The sequence below is a fragment of the Agrobacterium tumefaciens genome, from assembly GCF_009649785.1.
In the GTDB taxonomy this organism is placed as follows: Bacteria; Pseudomonadota; Alphaproteobacteria; order Rhizobiales; family Rhizobiaceae; genus Agrobacterium; species Agrobacterium tumefaciens.
In genome coordinates this window covers 67,201-84,769 of sequence record NZ_WJOK01000006.1, presented here as the reverse complement: position 1 = coordinate 84,769, position 17,569 = coordinate 67,201, and the positions used below count along the sequence as shown (strand labels likewise).

General features: G+C 60.0%; 16 protein-coding genes. 13 read left to right on the top strand and 3 right to left on the bottom strand.

The annotated features are described in order from the left end of the window. Positions 1-47: 47 nt before the first annotated feature. Together GH784_RS08280 and aroQ are read left to right on the top strand one after the other, a co-directional pair. Positions 48-935 (top strand): shikimate dehydrogenase, encoded by an 888-nt coding sequence (locus GH784_RS08280; protein ID WP_410170278.1) that lies wholly within the window; start codon positions 48-50, stop codon positions 933-935. Then, on the top strand, positions 932-1,375 hold the full coding sequence (gene aroQ / locus GH784_RS08275) for a type II 3-dehydroquinate dehydratase (protein WP_004431014.1): 444 nt from the start codon (positions 932-934) through the stop codon (positions 1,373-1,375). Before GH784_RS08280 ends, aroQ begins: the two co-directional genes overlap by 4 nt. Here aroQ and GH784_RS08270 read toward each other — a convergent pair. Continuing rightward, positions 1,347-2,042, bottom strand: coding sequence for a TetR/AcrR family transcriptional regulator (locus GH784_RS08270; protein ID WP_111801969.1), 696 nt, complete (start codon positions 2,040-2,042; stop codon positions 1,347-1,349). The two genes, aroQ and GH784_RS08270, sit on opposite strands and share 29 nt — an antisense overlap. Before the next feature lie 121 nt (positions 2,043-2,163). Here GH784_RS08270 and GH784_RS08265 point away from each other — a divergent pair, with 121 nt between their 5' ends. Beyond that, the gene (locus tag GH784_RS08265; protein WP_153793381.1) at positions 2,164-4,065 is read left to right on the top strand and encodes a bifunctional sugar phosphate isomerase/epimerase/4-hydroxyphenylpyruvate dioxygenase family protein; all 1,902 of its coding nucleotides are present in this window, start codon (positions 2,164-2,166) and stop codon (positions 4,063-4,065) included. An 80-nt stretch (positions 4,066-4,145) separates the two neighbouring features. Here the strand turns inward: GH784_RS08265 and GH784_RS08260 are convergent, their stop codons facing one another. Further along, on the bottom strand, positions 4,146-4,439 hold the full coding sequence (locus GH784_RS08260; protein WP_153793325.1) for a putative quinol monooxygenase: 294 nt from the start codon (positions 4,437-4,439) through the stop codon (positions 4,146-4,148). Between the two features lie 522 nt (positions 4,440-4,961). Here GH784_RS08260 and GH784_RS08255 point away from each other — a divergent pair. From GH784_RS08255 to GH784_RS08235, 5 genes are all read left to right on the top strand, one after another. Further along, positions 4,962-6,782, top strand: a complete 1,821-nt coding sequence (locus tag GH784_RS08255; RefSeq protein WP_111801971.1) for an ABC transporter ATP-binding protein — start codon at positions 4,962-4,964, stop codon at positions 6,780-6,782. Positions 6,783-6,823: 41 nt separating this feature from the next. Continuing rightward, on the top strand, positions 6,824-8,359 hold the full coding sequence (locus GH784_RS08250) for an ABC transporter substrate-binding protein (protein ID WP_153793324.1): 1,536 nt from the start codon (positions 6,824-6,826) through the stop codon (positions 8,357-8,359). Between the two features lie 76 nt (positions 8,360-8,435). Then, positions 8,436-9,359, top strand: coding sequence for an ABC transporter permease (locus tag GH784_RS08245; protein ID WP_003499197.1), 924 nt, complete (start codon positions 8,436-8,438; stop codon positions 9,357-9,359). A 6-nt stretch (positions 9,360-9,365) separates the two neighbouring features. Next, positions 9,366-10,214, top strand: a complete 849-nt coding sequence (locus GH784_RS08240) for an ABC transporter permease (RefSeq protein ID WP_004430999.1) — start codon at positions 9,366-9,368, stop codon at positions 10,212-10,214. A 5-nt stretch (positions 10,215-10,219) separates the two neighbouring features. Next, a complete protein-coding gene (locus tag GH784_RS08235) occupies positions 10,220-11,953 on the top strand; it encodes a M14 family metallopeptidase (protein ID WP_153793323.1) in 1,734 nt (577 codons plus the stop codon). 195 nt (positions 11,954-12,148) lie between these two features. On the opposite strand, the gene GH784_RS08230 is transcribed toward GH784_RS08235, so the two are convergent. Next, entirely contained in the window at positions 12,149-12,520 is a 372-nt protein-coding gene (locus GH784_RS08230; protein ID WP_019566989.1) for a hypothetical protein, read from the bottom strand. A 379-nt stretch (positions 12,521-12,899) separates the two neighbouring features. On the opposite strand from GH784_RS08230, the gene GH784_RS08225 reads away from it, so the two are divergent. The 5 genes from GH784_RS08225 to GH784_RS08205 all read left to right on the top strand — a co-directional run bounded on the left by GH784_RS08225 (position 12,900) and on the right by GH784_RS08205 (position 17,485). After that, positions 12,900-14,072, top strand: a complete 1,173-nt coding sequence (locus GH784_RS08225; protein WP_065688496.1) for an ABC transporter substrate-binding protein — start codon at positions 12,900-12,902, stop codon at positions 14,070-14,072. An 82-nt stretch (positions 14,073-14,154) separates the two neighbouring features. Beyond that, positions 14,155-15,018, top strand: coding sequence for a branched-chain amino acid ABC transporter permease (locus GH784_RS08220; protein WP_013762353.1), 864 nt, complete (start codon positions 14,155-14,157; stop codon positions 15,016-15,018). 1 nt (position 15,019) lies between these two features. Continuing rightward, the gene (locus GH784_RS08215; protein ID WP_025595027.1) at positions 15,020-16,027 is read left to right on the top strand and encodes a branched-chain amino acid ABC transporter permease; all 1,008 of its coding nucleotides are present in this window, start codon (positions 15,020-15,022) and stop codon (positions 16,025-16,027) included. After that, complete coding sequence (locus tag GH784_RS08210; protein ID WP_065660227.1) at positions 16,024-16,788, top strand: ABC transporter ATP-binding protein; 765 nt, start codon at positions 16,024-16,026, stop codon at positions 16,786-16,788. The genes GH784_RS08215 and GH784_RS08210 overlap by 4 nt, the downstream gene beginning before the upstream one ends. Next, on the top strand, positions 16,769-17,485 hold the full coding sequence (locus tag GH784_RS08205; RefSeq protein WP_004430985.1) for an ABC transporter ATP-binding protein: 717 nt from the start codon (positions 16,769-16,771) through the stop codon (positions 17,483-17,485). Before GH784_RS08210 ends, GH784_RS08205 begins: the two co-directional genes overlap by 20 nt. Positions 17,486-17,569: the final 84 nt, after the last annotated feature.

Here is a 17,569-nt window from a genome sequence, read left to right as displayed (position 1 = left end):
AGCCGACAGGCAGGCGGGGATGACCCCCGCCTCTCCCACCACGTTCGATGAGCGATGACCTGATCATGACAGACACCAAATCCTTCAAGGTCGGCCTGATTGGCGCCGACATCCAGCTTTCCAAATCTCCCGCGCTGCACATGCGCGAAGGGGCTGCCCACGGCCTCGACTATTCCTACGAGCTTGTCGATGTCGTGGCGCGCAAGCTGCCGGAAAGCGCGCTTCCCGATCTGCTCAATGAGCTGGAATCGCGCGGCTTTGCTGGCACCAACATTACCCATCCCTTCAAGCAGGCGGTCCTTCCGCACCTGCATGAATTGTCTGATGATGCCCGCATGCTCGGCGCGGTCAACACCGTCGTCTTCAAGGACGGACGTCGCATTGGGCACAATACGGACTGGTACGGATTTTACGAAAGCTTCATGCGCGGCCTGCCGGATGCGAAACGCGACGGGGCGCTGCTGGTCGGTGCTGGTGGTGCAGGCGTCGCGGTGGCCCATGCGGCGCTGAAACTCGGCATTACCCATCTCGATATCTGCGACCGCGATTTCAGCCGCGCCGAGCATCTGGCTGCCGAACTCAACGCCCGTTTTGGCGAAGGCCACGCCTTTGCCGTGAAAGACCCGGCAGATTCCCTGCCCTTCGCGGATGGGTTGATCCACGCCACACCGATGGGCATGCCCGCCCATCCCGGCATGCCGGTCAAGGCCGACCTTCTTGAACAACGGCACTGGGTGGCCGATATCGTTTATATGCCGCTGGTGACCGAGCTTCTGGCGACGGCGGCCCAAAAAGGCTGTCGCACCCTGCCCGGCGGCGGCATGACGGTGTTTCAGGCTGTTGGCGCGTTTCGGCTGTTCTGCGGCCGTGAACCTGATGCCGAACGCATGACGGCACATTTTACCGAAATTTGCACGAAAGAGGGTGTGACGTGAGCCTTTTCACCATACTTAACGGACCGAACCTCAACCTGCTCGGCCAACGCCAGCCGGAAATCTACGGCTACGAGACGATGGCCGATGTGGAGGCCAATTGCCGCGCGATTGCCGAGGCGGCGGGGCACGAGATATTCTTTGCCCAGAGCAACCGGGAATACGAGCTGATAGACTGGATCCATGCGGCGCGCGGCACATCGGCAGGGATCGTCATCAATCCCGGTGCCTTTACCCATACCTCGGTGGCGATCCTCGATGCACTCAATACCTTCGAGGCACCGGTGATCGAGGTTCACATTTCCAACATCCACAAACGGGAGATCTTCCGCCACCATTCCTATATCTCGACGCGCGCCGAAGGCGTGATCGCCGGTCTCGGCATCGAAGGTTACGGGGTGGCGCTCAGCCACCTCATCGGCCGTCTTTCCCGATCTTCGTGATATGGTCCGGGCTCAGCACATATCGCAACACCATGTCGCTGACGTGATGCGACAATGTTTGCTGACCCTTCTCGGTAAACAGCCCGTCGCCGAAGATGAACGAGAAGGTTGCGACGTTCGAGACGTTGAAAAAGGACAGCGCGCTGATCTGCCAGTGCAGTTCCAGCGCATTGATGCCGTTGCGGAAAATGCCGCTCCTCTGGCCGCGCAGCAGCACGCTTTCCAGGGCATCGATGGCCGGCCGGTTGAGCTGGCGGATCGTTCCGGACGATTGCATGTGCCGGCCGTGATGAATGTTCTCGATCATCACCATGCGGATGAAAGCCGGGTTGCGGCGATGGTGATCGAAAGTGAACCGACAGAGCTTTTCGAGCGCCGCAACCGGCTCCAGACCGTCCAGCTCCAGATCGCTCTCGCCGCCACGCACCTTGGCATAGGCTTCTTCAAGAACGCGCTGGTAAAGCCCTTCCTTGTCGGTAAAATAATAATAGATCATCCGCTTGGATGTACGCGTGCGGGCGGCGATCTCATCGATGCGCGCCCCCGACAGGCCGTTTTGCGAAAACTCCTCCATCGCAACGGAAAGAATGTCTCGGCGCACGCCTTCCGGATCGCGCTTCGCCTGCCGGGTTTCGCTGGTGCCGTTCGAAGTTGCGCTTTTTGTCATGATCCATCCATCAGCAGGGTATACGGCTTGCCGCCGCACCCCTATTATTAACCAATTAGTACATAACGCTGAAAAGGAACGCAATATGGCGAGCTATGACACAGGCAAACAGGGCGTGCCAATGCGTACTTCCATCGCCACCGTCTCCATCAGCGGCGAATTCCCGGAGAAACTGGCGGCCATTGCCAAGGCCGGTTTCACTGGTGTGGAGATTTTCGAGAACGATTTCCTGACCTACGACGCCTCGCCGCGCGAGGTTAAGACCCTTGCGGCAGATCATGGGCTGGATATCACGCTTTTCCAGCCGTTCCGCGATTTCGAAGGCATGCCGGAACCGCACCGCGCCCGCGCCTTCGAGCGCGCAGGGCGTAAATTCGACATCATGGGCGAACTCGGGACCGATCTGATGCTGATCTGCTCGAATGTCTCGCCGGTGTCGCTGGGTGGCATAGACCGCGCCGCCGCCGATTTCCATGAGCTTGGCGAGCTTGCGGCCAGGCATGGCGTTCGCGTGGGTTACGAGGCCCTGGCCTGGGGCCGGCACATCAGCGATCATCGCGATGCGTGGGAAGTGGTGCGCCGCGCCGATCACCCCAATGTCGGTATCATCCTCGACAGCTTCCACACGCTGTCGCGCAAGATCGATCCCAACTCCATCCGCTCCATTCCCGGCGACAAGATCTTCATCGTGCAATTGGCCGACGCACCGCTGATTGACATGGACCTGTTGTACTGGAGCCGGCATTTCCGCAACATGCCCGGCGAAGGCGATCTGCCGGTGGTGGATTTCATGCGCGCTGTCGCCGCAACCGGTTATAGCGGCCCGCTGTCGCTCGAAATCTTCAACGACCAGTTCCGCGGTGGCTCGGCGCGCCTGCTGGCTGAGGACGGCCATCGTTCGCTCATCAACCTCATGGATCAGGTGCGCCGTCTGGAGCCCGACATCCGCATCGAGGCGCCCGCCATGCCTGAGCGGGTGCAGACGGAAGGCGTGGAGTTTGTCGAGTTCACAACGGCACCGGAGGAAAAGGCCAATCTGGAAGCGCTGCTCGCCACACTCGGTTTTGATAAAACCGCGAGGCACCGCAATCGCGATGTCGACCTCTATACGCAGGGCGACATTCGCATCGTCATCAATACCGGCGGTACCGGTGAGAGTTTCGCCGGTGCATCCTACTCCATCCACGGCACCAATGCCTATGCGTTCGGCCTGAAGGTCGATGATGCGCAGGCAGCGCTTGCGCGTGCGGCAGCGCTGGGCGCGCCGACATTCGCCGAACCGCGCAAATCCGGCGAAGTCGCGGTTCCAGCCATTCAGGGCGTGGGCAATGGCGTCATCTATTTCCTCGACGGGTCCACGGCGCTCGCCTCCATCTGGGACAATGAATTCGCACCGGTCGATGCGACGGCACCGGCAGGTAATACCGGACTGACCCGCATCGACCATCTTGCGCAAACAACGCATTACGATGAAATGCTGACCTGGCTTCTGTTTTACACATCGCTGTTTTCAACGCGCCGCACGCCGATGGTGGATGTGGTCGATCCCGGCGGTCTGGTGCGCAGTCAGGCCATAGAAAGCGTGCCCTCCCCGCGTTTCCGCCTGACCATGAACGGCGCCGACAACCGAAAGACCTTTGCCGGCAAATTTCTGGCGGAGGGTTTCGGCACCAGCATCCAGCACATCGCCTTCGCCACGGACGATATCTTCGCCACCGCCAAGGCTCTGCATGCGCGCGGCTTTCACGCCCTGCCGATCTCGCGCAATTATTATGACGATCTGGAGGCCCGCTTCGGGCTGGAACCGGAATTCTCCGACGCACTCCGGGAAGCAAGCATCCTCTACGACCGGGACGACAACGGCGAATATTTCCAGATATACAGCCGCACCTTCGGCGAAGGGTTCTTCTTCGAAATCGTCGAAAGGCGCGGTGCCTACGGCGGTTATGGCGCGATGAACGCCCCCTTCCGCATCGCTGCGCAACGGCGTCTTGCGCCACCGATCGGCATGCCGAAGGAATAGGCGCAGACACCAGTCCACTGGTGCTCCAAAAATCCAAACAGGCCGCAGCCGGCAGGAATGCCGCTGCGGCCTGTCTTTATTTACGCCAGCGTCACTATCTCATAGTCCCGTGGAATGGCGGAGGTGGCAACAAACCACTTAGATGCGCGCGTGCGCTGCTGATGAAAATCGAAAGCAGCGCGGTCCACAAAAAGCTCTTCCACCCTCCAGATCAGGGGGTCTTCGGTCTGCGATACCTCAAAGGAAATACAGCCCGGCTCCGCTCTGGTCAGGCGAATGTGATCGGGTAGATGGCTTTCTACAAGTTGGACATCCTGCACCGATGCGCAACGCAGGAAGCCGGATAGCCTGACCGCAACCGTTCTATTCGTCATACCCGGTATCCTTTTTCAATGGTCTTCGTCCGGCCTGTATCACGGGCAGCGGCACCCGCAACCACTGAAATCGATACATCCTCAATACAGACTAAAAACATCCCTTAATCGGGGTCCGGCCCTTCGGCACACCCGCGCCCAAAATAAATGCACTTGCGTATTTGTAGAGCAGTATACAAAAATTGTTCAACACTATGGACATGATTGTCCTGTTTTGTTAGCTTTTTTGTAAAACAAGGGGTGGGGAATACAAGTTCATGCGCATCATCGATTCTGAGACTGGTACCAGGCATTTTACCGGCACCGGTGAGGTCGCCCGTAGCACTTCGACCAGGTCGCAATTCCCGTATCGACCGGCAGCAGCCAATCTACATCGCGCCTGAAACGCCATGCGCTTTCTTTTGACACTCCCATCCTCCGGCACAGCGTTTCATCCCGCGCGCCTGCCCCACGCCCTTGCCCCCTCACTATTTCAGATGGCCGCGCCGGCATTGCCGCGCATGCCAAGCCGGAGACGCTGATATGACTGCCGCAAACCGCAACGCCCTCCTGTCGGTTGAAAACCTGAGCGTTGAGTTCGGCGACAGCCGCGTCGTGGACGATATTTCCTTTGCCGTGGAAGCCGGCAGGACGGTGGCGATCGTCGGCGAATCCGGATCGGGCAAATCGGTCACGTCGCTCTCGACCATGCGTCTTGCGGATATGATGGGCGCGACTTACCCCGCTGGTCGCATCATGTTCGAAGGCAAGGATCTGCTGAAGGCATCGCAGAAGGAAATGCGGTCGATCCGCGGCAAGGAGATCGCCATGATCTTCCAGGAGCCGATGACGTCGCTGAACCCGGTCTTCACCATCGGTGACCAGATCTGCGAAGTGCTTGTCCTGCACGAGAAAATGGGCAAGGCGGCGGCCATGGCCGAGGCAAAAAAGTTGCTCGACATGGTGCGGTTGCCGGATGCGGTCGAGCTTCTGCACCGTTATCCGCATCAGCTTTCCGGCGGCATGCGCCAGCGCGTGATGATTGCCATGGCGCTTGCCTGTCGGCCGAAGCTGCTGATCGCCGACGAACCGACGACGGCACTTGATGTCACCATTCAGGCGCAGATCCTCAACATCATGCGCGACCTGCAAAAGAAGCTCGGCATGGGCATGGTCTTCATCACCCATGACATGGGCGTGGTGGCGGAAATGGCCGATGACGTCGTCGTCATGTGGAAGGGCAGGAAGGTTGAGGAAGGCCCGGTCAAGGACATCTTCGCCAATCCGCAGCATCCCTATACGCGGGCGCTGCTTTCCGCCGTTCCGCGCCTCGGCAGCATGACCGGCGAAGAGTTTCCCAAGCGCCTTCCGCTCACCGTCCTGCAGGATGGCCAGCCGGTCGTGGTGGGCGAGGAACGGGTGCAGAACACCGCAAAATACGACGAGAAGCCGCTGCTTTCGGTTCGCGACCTGTTCGTTCGCTTCGATATTCGCAAGAACCTGTTCGGCAAGGCGACGCACCGTTGCAGCGCCGTGCAGAAGGTCAGCTTCGACATCCATGCCGGAGAGACACTGGCGCTGGTCGGTGAATCCGGTTCGGGCAAATCCACCATCGGTCGCACAATCCAGCAGCTGCAATCGGCGGTATCAGGCGAAATATCCTTCAACGGCCGCAGCTATTCTGAGATGTCGGCAGCGGAACGTTTCCGCATGCGGCAGGAAGTGCAATATATCTTCCAGGACCCCTTCGCCTCGCTCGATCCGCGCAAGACGGTAGGCTTCTCGATCGCCGAACCGATCAATACCCACGGCCTGATCAACGATGCCAAGGCGGTGCGCCGCCGGGTGGATGAACTGCTGGAACGGGTGGGTCTGAGTTCGGAACATGCATCGCGGTATCCGCACGAGTTTTCGGGCGGCCAGCGGCAGCGTGTCTGCATTGCCCGCGCGCTCGCCTCCGATCCCAAGCTCATCATCGCCGATGAAGCGCTGTCGGCGCTCGATGTCTCCATCCAGGCCCAGATCATCAATCTGTTCATGGATTTGCAGGCGGAACGTGGTCTTGCTTACCTGTTCATCAGCCATGACATGGCGGTGGTGGAAAAGATGAGCCACCGCGTCGCGGTGCTTTATCTCGGCCAGATCATGGAAATGGGCAGCCGCCAGCAGGTCTTCGAAACGCCCACGCATGATTATACGCGCCGGCTGCTTTCAGCAGTGCCGGTTGCCGACCCCCTGATCGAGCGCCGCATCGCCATGATCGAGGGCGAAATTCCCAATCCCGTGCGCCGCGTCGGCGATGAGCCCGCCATTCTCGCCCATGAGGAAATCAATCCAGGCCACTTCATCGCGAAGAGTGCCTGAACAATAACCAAAACCGTAACCATCTGAAGAGGAACAGGTAGATGACAAAAATCAAAAAGGGGATGACGGCAACGTTCGTCGCGCTTGCGCTGGCCGGCACGGCCTTCACCGCAGCGCCGGCTTTCGCCGCCGGCAAGATGACCATTTCCAGCCCGCAGGACCCCGGCAGCTGGGATCCGATCGACACCTTCCTGGTGCAATGGGCAGCTGTCGCCACCAACATCTTTGATGGCCTGACCTATCGCGGTCCGGACCTGAAACTCGTGCCCGGCCTTGCCGAATCCTGGGAAGAGCTGGATGAAGGCAAGCGCATCCGCTTCAAGCTGCGCCAGAACGTCAAGTTCCATAATGGCGAGCCCTTCAACGCCGCCGCCGTCAAGTTCACCTTCGAGCGCCTTCTCGGCGAACAGGGTGCCAAGGGCCCGCAGCGCTCCAACTATGTCGCCATCGAAAGCGTCGACGTCATCGACGACTATACCGTCGACATGAAGCTCAAGGCGCCCGATCCGGTGCTTCTGACCAAGCTTGCCGGTTATGGCGGCATGATCGTACCGCCGAAATACATTCAGGAAAAGGGTGAGGACAACTTCAACCTCAACCCGGTCGGCACCGGCGCGTTCAAATTCGTCTCCTATGCGCCGAAGACCAACATCAAGCTGGAAGCCAACCCGGATTACTGGGGCGGCGCACCAAAGCTCTCCGAACTGGAATTCCGCTTCATCGCCGAGCCGGCGACCGCAGTTGCCGAATTGCAGGCCGGCCGCGTCGATCTCGTCATTCCGCCCACCATCCCGATTGGCATGATCCCGGTCATCGAAGGCGATTCCAAGCTGGAGATCGTCAGCGTTCCAGGCCCGACGGTGGATGCGCTGCGTTTCAACACTCGTGACGGCATCACCGCTGATCCCAAGGTGCGCAGGGCCATCATCATGGCCGTTGATCGCGGCACGATCGTCAAGTCGATCCTTGCCGGTCAGGCCTCGGAAATCGCCAGCTTCCAGAGCGCGCTGTCCTTCGGTTACGACGCCGATCTGAAGCCGCTGCCTTATGATCCGGAAGGCGCAAAGAAGCTGCTCGCGGAAGCCGGCGTCAAGCCAGGTGCGGCACTGCAGATCGATATCAGAGGCAACGATGCGACGATGAACGAAGTCGCGCAGGTCATCTCCAGCTATCTGTCCATGGTCGGCATCACCGCCACCATCAAGCCCTATGAGACCAACGTGCTCCTGAACGACATCATCCCGCAGGGCAAGACCGGCGCGATGTTCCAGCAGAAATGGGGCGGCTGGACCTTCGATTACGACAACACGGCCTATTCCATGTACCACTCGGGTGAAAAGTGGAATCCTTACGACAAGGACGAGAAGCTGGACAAGCTGCTGGAATCGCAGCGCCCGCTGACTGACCGAGCCGAGCGCGAAAAGATCCTCAAGCAAGTCGGCGCCTATGCCGCCGAGCGCGCGCTGGAAATTCCGCTTTACAACACCAATGCCATTTACGGCATCAACAAGCGGGTCAAGGGTTTCGTGGCACCGCCGGATAACCGCCTGAAGCTGACCGACGTCACCGTCGAATAATCAGGCTTATCCTCCCTAAAAGCGCCTTGCCCGCCATCCCGCGGGCAAGGTCGGGTCTCTCTTCAAGGTAAAAAACGTGGCCGGTTTCCTCATCAAGCGATTGCTGCAGGCGATTTTCGTCGTCATCGCCATCACCCTTCTCGTTTCCTTCGCCATTCGCCTGACGGGCGATCCGGCTGTCACCATGTTCCAGGGCGGCGGCAGCATGACGGAAGACGATCTGGCGCGCATTCGTGCGGCGCTTGGAACCGACCGGCCGTTCTTCGTGCAATATTTCAGCTTCCTGAAAGGCCTGGTTACGCTCGATTTCGGCCGCAGCTTCACTGGCAGCACGCCGGTATCGCGGCTCATCGCCGATGCCCTGCCCGCCACGCTGCTTCTCGCCTTCATCTCCATGGCGGTGTCGATTGCGCTTTCCATTCCGCTCGGCATCAAGGCCGCGACCTCGCGCGGCAAGACGGCCGATCAGGTGATCCGTATCTTCTCGCTCGTCGGCCTGTCATTCCCCAATTTCTGGCTGGCCACCATGCTGGTGCTGCTTTTCTCCATCACGCTCGGCTGGCTGCCGCCAAGCGGCATGGGCGGCTTTGCAAGCTACATCATGCCATCGGTCACCATGGGCGTTATCCTGACGGCTACCAATGTCCGCCTGGTGCGCACGGCCATGCTCGATACGCTGCGCTCGCAATATGTCATGGTGGCGCGCGCCAAGGGCCTCAGCGAAAACAAGGTGCTTTACAAGCATGCGCTGCGTAACTGCGCCATTCCGCTGATTACCTATTTCGGCCTGCAATTCGGCGGACTTCTCGGCGGCATCGTCGTCATCGAGCGCGTCTTCAACTGGCCGGGTCTCGGCACGCTCGCCTTCGATGCGGTGGGCGCGCGCGACTATCCCGTGCTTCAGGCCGTCATCACCGTGCTGTCGCTGATGATCGTCGGCATCAACCTTCTGGTCGATATCGCCTACGGGCTGGTCGATCCGCGCATCCGCACGGAGTAATTGACGATGGCTGCCAAAACCTCGCGCCTGTCGCGCTTCAACAATCTCGAATTCATCCTCGGCGCCCTACTTACCGTCGTCATCTGCCTTGCCGTTCTTCTTTCCGACGTGCTGTTTCCGGGCGGTGCCGAAAAGATCGACCTGATGGCGCGCCTTGCCAAGCCCTTCACTAGCGCCGCCCATCCGCTCGGCACCGATCCGCTCGGCCGTGACGTACTGGCCCGTGTCGTGGCCGGCGGCAAGATTTCGCTGCTCGTCGGTTTCACCTCGGTCATCGGGGCCGTGGTCTTCGGCGTGATCGTCGGCCTGGTCGCCGGTTATTATCGCGGCTTCTGGGACATGCTGGTCATGCGCTTTGCCGATATCCAGCTCGCCATGCCCTTCATTCTCTTGGCCATCACCTTCATCGCAATTGTTGGCGGCAGCCTCACCAACACCATCATCCTCCTGATCGTCTCGCAATGGGTACAATATGCCCGTCTGGTGCGCGGCTCGGTGCTGACGCTGCGCGAACGGGAATTCATCCTGTCCGCCCGCGCCATTGGCGTGAAGGACTGGCGCATCATTCTCCAGCACCTTCTGCCGAACCTGATCGGCCCGGTCATCGTGCTGATGACGCTCAACGTCGCCAACAACATCCTGCTGGAAAGCAGCCTCACCTTCCTCGGCCTCGGTGTCGATCCGACCATTCCGAGCTGGGGCGGCATGCTGGCGGATGGCCGCACCTATCTGCAAACGGCATGGTGGGTCAGCGTCTTCCCCGGTCTTGCCATCCTTCTGACCGTGCTTGGCCTCAACCTTCTCGGTGACTGGCTGCGCGACAGCCTCGACCCCACCGGCAGAACCTCAAGGTGATCGTGATGAGCCAGATTTTCGACCAGACCTTCAAGCGTACTCTGGATGTGCTTCTCGCCAACTCCGCGCCCGGCCAGTCCTTCGAGGCATGGACGTTCGATGACGCCAAAAGCCGCCGCGAGGCCGAAGAAAGGCTGAAGAAAAAAGGCGTCAGTGCCCGCATCCGCAGCGCCTACAAACCGCTTCTCTTCACCTTTCTGGAAGAGATCAATCTTGGTGGCGTCGATGCCATCGAGGTGCATTACCCGGTGCACGCCAATGCACCCGCCAATCGTTTCCGGCTGGAGGCCTATCCGCTGGCGGCACTAGCCGGCGACGCGAAGATCGATTTTATCGCCCGCGACGACGACGCCCTTCATTATGACGTTACGCTGAGCCGCAACGGCAAGAAGGAAACCCTGAAGGTTCTCGCTCCCAACCGGGTTCATACCGATATCGTCGGCGAAACCAATGTCTCGCCAACCGGCTGGTTCCGTCCGGCCGGTGACGCTACGGGCGAGCGGCTGGAGACGGATTACGAGCAGCTTTTCGAAGCGGCAATCAATGCCTTCGCCAACCACGGCTGGGGCGATGAGGAACCCTATTTCGAGGAATTGAACATTCACGTCACGCACCCGTCCGAAGACATGGCGCTGCCGGTCGGGGACGAGGTGATCAGCCTGCGTGAAGCGCTGCACGAGGATTTCTATTTCTCCCTCCTGGAATTCTTCCAGAAGAAATCCGGCCGGCCGCTGGGCGACCGGGGCCTGAAACCCGGCCAGATCGTTCCGGAAGTCGTTAAAAGCAACGGCGACGTTTCGGTCCGTATCGAGACCCGTGCACTCACCACCACTTTCCTGGATGGCGGCGAACAGCGGATCGACGAGGCCCGCGAACCGGTGGCGGCGTCTCAGATCGCGCGTATGCTTGCCGAGATCGGCGGCGAGGCGTTCGAGGCCCGCTCGCGGTCGGGCCGCGTTCTTGCCGCCCGTTATGTCGCGGGCAGCGATGCCGCCGTGATGATCAGCGGCGGCCAGCATCCCAATGAAACCACCGGCATCGTTGGCGCCGTCCGCGCCGCCCGCAAACTTGCGGAAAGACAGGGCGCGCATTTCACCATTTCGCCGCTGGAAAACCCCGATGGTTATGCCCTGCACCAGCGGCTGCGCGCCGACAATCCACGCCACATGCACCATGCGGCGCGGTACACGGCGCTCGGCGACGATCTCGAATATCGCACGCGGGAAAATTCGGGCGTCCATCTCAACGAGAAGGCAATCCGTTTCAGCGCGCAGGAGATGAGCGGCGCGAGCCTGCATGTGAACCTGCACGGTTATCCCTCGCACGAATGGACCCGTCCGCTTTCCGGTTATGTGCCGCGCAATTTCGCCATGTGGACGCTGCCGAAGGGCTTTTTCCTGATCATCCGCCACCATGCGGATTGGGAAAAGCAGGCGGAAGCCCTGCTCGACCGGGTTACCCGCCATCTCGGCGCCATTCCGGGCCTGCTGGATTACAACAACCGCCAGATCGCGCTTTACGAGATTCACGCCGGTGAAACCGGTTTCCGCATCATCAACGGTTTCCCGTGCCTGTCGTCCATCGACGACCGCCACACAGTGCCGATGACGCTGATTACCGAATATCCTGATGAGACGATCTACGGCGATGACTTCATCACCGGCCACACGGCGCAGATGGAAACGGTTCTTTCCGCTTACGACGCCTGGCAGGATATTTTCGTCGCGGACGTTGCCTGATTTCGAAGCGCCCCCGATTGGGGGCTTCAGAATGATGGCGAAGTCCCGAAGCCCTCGTCCGTCATGCTTGGGCTTGTCCGGAGCAGCTGCAACGTCTTGGTCTAGTTGGACGTGATTGGATCCTTGGGACAATCCCAGGGATGACGCCGGGTGTGAGGGAGCTTTGTCATCACCCTCAGTTGCCCTTTGTACGGCTTACTTCTCAGCCGTGGCGGCAAGCTTCTTTTCCTGCTGCTTCTGCAAAAGCCGCTTGCCCTTGCTCAAAATATGCAGATTGGCGGCATCAAGTTTGTTATATCCGGCCTGAATAATATCGAGATCGGCGACGTGACCGATTGCTGCCAGTTCATGCATCACGTCGCCAACAGCGACATCGACGCTCGGCTTCGGCAGGTGCACAACATCTTCCACCGCGGCGCGCATGCCATCCGCCTCGCCGCCCATGACGTGATACAGCGCCAGCGCCTTGCGGAGAAAAGCTTCGCGGCGCTCGATCTTGTTGTTGAGTATACTGTCGCCAACGCGATTCCGCATAAGATCAACGGCTTTATTCTGGTATTCGCCCATCAAGACACCAAATGAAATTCAAAATATGCTTCGGGAGACTACGGGCAATCCCCTTAGAACTGGTTAAGGCACCGGGATTACGCGCATATTATCGTCATTTTCCGGCCCCGTGGCGCAGGGCATTTTTCATAACGGCGACATTTGGAAGCAGCATGCTGAAACGGGACCATTCGTGATGGCTGCAGCGGCTGCGGCAATTGAGAATCGCCAGACTATCCCTATTGTATGATCCAATATCGGGCAGAACCGGATAAGGCGGCGATCCATAACCATCAGGTTATTTATTGCCCCCTTTTTTTCATTTTACTTTGGCCATCGCACTTACCAGTTTGACTGGCTGGATCGGTGGAGGGAGCCACGGATCAATTGGGAGGAAATCATGAAATTACGGATCACCGCCGCAATCGCGGCCATCTGCTTCAGTTCGGTTGCCTATGCCGAGACGATCAAGGTCGGCGTGGTCGGCCCGTTCTCCGGCCCCTTCGCGCTGCAGGGCAAGAACTTCAAGGCCGGCATAGACGCCTGGTTTTCGCTTCACGGCAACAAGGTGGGCAATGACACTGTCGAAGTCGTCTACCGCGATGTGCCGCAGGCCGATCCGGCGCAATCCAAGGCGCTGGCGCAGGAGCTGGTTGTAAAGGAAGGCGTGCAATATCTCGCGGGCTTCTATTTTACGCCCGACGCCATGGCGGTTACGCCACTGCTGAAACAAGGCAATGTGCCCATGGTCATCATGAATGCGGCCACATCGGCCATCGTTACCAAAAGCCCCTACGTGGTGCGCACCTCGTTCACGACATGGCAGACATCCACGCCCATCGCCAAGGTGGCTTTCGATGGCGGCGTCAAGAAGGTTATTTCGCTGGTCAGCGATTACGGCCCGGGCGTTGACGCGGAGAACGCCTTCAAGGCAGCCTTCACCGCCGCTGGCGGCGAAGTTGTGGAAAGCATTCGCATGCCGCTTTCCACCAATGATTTCAGCCCCATCATGCAGCGCGTGAAGGATTCCGGCGCACAAGGCGTCTTCGCCTTCCTGCCCTCCGGCCCGACGACGCTCGGCTTCGTGAAGGCCTTCAACGACAACGGCCTGAAATCATCAGGCATCAAGCTTTTCGCGCCGGGCGATCTTACACAGGAATCGGATCTGCCGGCCCTTGGCGAAGCAGCGCTCGGCATGCAGACTACCTTCCACTATGCCGTCTCCCACGATTCACCCGAAAACAAGAACTTCGTGGAGGCCGCAACCAAGGCCATTGGCAATCAGAAGGAACTGTCCTTCCCCGCAGTCGGCGCGTTTGACGGCATGTATGTCATCACCAAGATGATCGAGGCGACCGGCGGCAAACAGGATGCGGAAAAGGCTGTCGAGGCGGTGAAGGGTCTTTCCTGGACAAGCCCGCGCGGCCCTGTCAGCATCGATCCGCAGAGCCGTCACATCACGCAGAACATCTACCTGCGCGAAGTCTCCAAGGGCGATGACGGCAATTATTACAACAAGGAAGTCCAGACTTTCGAAAAACAGGGCGATCCGGGCCTTGCCGCCGCCAAGTAAGCATTGAGACGGAAATGACCGGCGCCGCCTTTTGCGGGCGGCTCCGGCACGGGTGCAATTGCATCACGAGGAGCTTTCGAACATGCAGACGGTCTTCAGCATCCTTGTCGATGCGCTTGCCTATGGAATGGTGCTTTTCATCATCTCCATCGGCCTATCCGTGACAATGGGGCTGATGCGTGTGGTCAATCTCGCCCACGGCGCCTTCGCCATGATCGGCGGGTATCTCGCCTCCTATGCCGCCCATGGCCTCGGCCTTGGTTACGCGGCGGCAATCCTCGTTGCGATTGTCGGCACCATCGTGATCGCCATACCGCTCGAACGGTTTCTCTACCGGCGCATCTACGGCGCACCCGAACTGACGCAGGTGCTGATGACCATCGGCATCACCTTCTGCATCATCGGCATAGCCAATTTCGTGTTCGGGCCAACGCTCAAAACCATTCCGCTGCCGCAGGAACTGGCCGGTCCTACCGATCTCGGTTTTCGCACCATCGCCACCCACCGCATCTTCGCCATCGTCGCTGGCCTCGTGGTGGCGGCGGCACTTTGGTTCACGTTCGAAAAGACCGCCTTCGGCATCAAGTTGCGGGCAGCCGTGGACAATGCGGCCATGGCAGCAGCCCTCGGCGTGCGCACCGAAATCATCTATGCCGTAAGCTTCGCCATCGCCGTCGGCCTTGCCGCAATGGGCGGCGTCATCGGCGCAGAATTGCTGCCGGTCGAACCCTATTATGCGCTGCGCTACATGGTCACCTTCCTGGTGGTCGTATCCGTCGGCGGCGCAGGCTCGATCCCCGGCGCGCTGATCGCCTGTCTGCTGCTCGGCGCCATCGATACGACCGGGCGGTATCTTGCGCCCGAATATGGCGAATTCTTTTTCTATCTGGCGGTCATCGTGATCATCACGCTGTTTCCGCGCGGCCTTCTTGGAAGGGCGAAATGAGATGGCGGTGCTCATGAACGACCTCACTGAAACAGCAAAACCGCCGAAGGCCCGCTCGCCCCTGCGCGCGATTGGCGGTCCGCTGCTCATCATCATCGCCGCCATCGCCGGTTACTTCCTGTTTCCGGATAATCTGGCGCTGTTGACGCGCATCATCGCGATAGCGCTTCTCGTGCTCTCCATCGATCTCGTTACCGGCTATTGCGGCGTGGCGACACTTGGCCATGCGGCCCTGTTCGGTGCTGGCGCCTATGCCGCCGGCATTGCCGCTGCCCACTACGGTATCACCGACCCGCTTCTCATGACCCTCATCGGCGCAGCAGTGGGCGGCATCGCGGGATTGCTGTCCGGCACCATTCTGTTGCGCGCGCACGGCCTGCCGCAACTGGTGCTGTCCATCGCCGTCGTTCATCTTTTCCACGAGGCGGCCAACAAGGCGTCGGACTGGACGGGCGGCAGCGACGGGCTTGCCGGCGTCTCGCCCGATGCGCTGTTCGGCACCTTCGAATTCGATCTTTACGGCCGCACCGCCTATATCTACGGCGTATGCCTGCTGCTTCTGGTTTTTCTGGCACTTCGCGTCGTCGTCAATTCGCCCTTCGGCATGCTGTGTCGCGGCGTCAAGCAGGACAGCATCCGCATTCAGGCCATGGGCGGTTCGGTCAATGGCACGATTTTGAAGATGTTCGTGATATCAGGCATCGTTGCCGGAATCGGCGGCGCGCTGAACGCCATCTCCACGCAGGTGGTCGGCCTCGACAGCCTCAGCTTCACGCTGTCTGCCGAAGCGCTGGTCATGCTGGTTCTCGGTGGCGCGGGCTCGCTTTATGGCGCGCTGATCGGCACCGTCACCTTCATGTGGTTCGAGGACGTCGTTTCCGCCGCCAACCCGTTCCACTGGCTCACAATCGTCGGCCTGCTTCTGATCGCCGTCGTGCTGTTTGCGCCGCGCGGCCTTTATGGCGCGGGCGAACAAATCATCGCGCGCCTGAGGGGAGATCGCAAATGAGCGCCATTTTCGAAGTTTCCGGCCTGCAGAAAAATTTCGGCGGTCTCGTCGTTACCAACAATGTCTCGCTGTCGCTTTCGCCCGGAGATCGCACCGTGCTGATCGGGCCCAACGGCGCCGGCAAGACCACCTTCGTCAACCTCGTTACCGGAAACATCAAGCCATCCGCCGGAACCGTGCGGATTGCCGGAGAAGACGTGACGGGGCTCAGCGCCAGTCAGCGCGTGAAGCGCGGACTTGTCCGCTCGTTTCAGGTGACGCGACTGTTCCAGGACATGACGCCGGAGGAACATGTCGCACTCGCCATTCTGCAAAGGGAAGGCAGGACGGGCCGGATTTTCGGCCGTTACCGCTCCATGCCAACGGTGATGAGCGAGGCGCGCGACATTCTCGGAACGCTTGGCCTGCTTGCCATCGCCGAAACCCGCGTCCGTGAAATCGCCTATGGCCAGCAGCGGCTCATCGAGATCGCACTTGCCATGGCGCTCAAGCCCAAAATCCTGCTGCTTGATGAACCTGCCGCCGGCGTTCCCTCGACGGAAACGGCGCGTATCGAACAGGCGCTCGATCGCCTGCCCGCCGACCTCGCCATATTGATGATCGAACACGACATGGATCTGGTCTTCCGTTTCGCCAGACGTGTGGTCGTGCTCGCCGCAGGCGCCGTCATATTCGACGGTTCGCCTGGCGAAGTCACCAGCAACGCAGAAGTCCGCCAAGCCTATCTCGGAAGTTACGCCAATGCCCGCAGCGCCGCTTGAAATCGCCAACCTGACCGCCGGTTACGGCCCCACCCGTGTCATCGAGGGTCTGTCGCTCTCCGTTCCCGCCGGTTCGCGTTTCGCGGTGCTCGGACGTAACGGCGTTGGCAAGACAAGCCTGTTTGCCACGCTTGCCGGGCAGACGAAACGATTTGCCGGTGATATCCATCTCGGCGGGCAGGACATCACCGCCCTGCCGAGTGCTGCCCGCGCCCTCGCCGGTCTCGGTTACGTGCCGCAAACCCGCGATGTCTTTCCGACACTCACAGTCGAAGAAAACCTCTTCGTCGGCCTCAAGGGCCGGCCGAAATCGGCCATCGAGGAAGCCTACACGCTGTTTCCGCGCCTGAAGGAAAGACGCCGCAATCTCGGCTCGCAACTCTCCGGTGGCGAGCAGCAGATGCTTTCCACCGCCCGCACCATCCTCGGCCAGCCGCAGGTGCTGCTTCTCGATGAACCCCTCGAAGGTCTCGCCCCTGTTATCTGCGAGGAACTGATGGCGGCCTTCTCGAAACTCGCGCAATCGGGCGAAATGACCATTCTTCTCATCGAACAGCGCATCCAGATGGCCATCGACTTCGCCGACCACGCCATCATCATGGAACGCGGCCGCATCGTCTGGTCAGGACCGTCCGACGATCTTGCGGCGAACCCGGATATTGTTGATACGCATCTTGGCGTGGGTGGATTGCACTGACCCAAAAGCGTCAATCATCCCCTCTTCGTCGTTCCGGCCTCGAGCCGGAATGACGAAAGTTAACCCGATCACACACCGCAACAA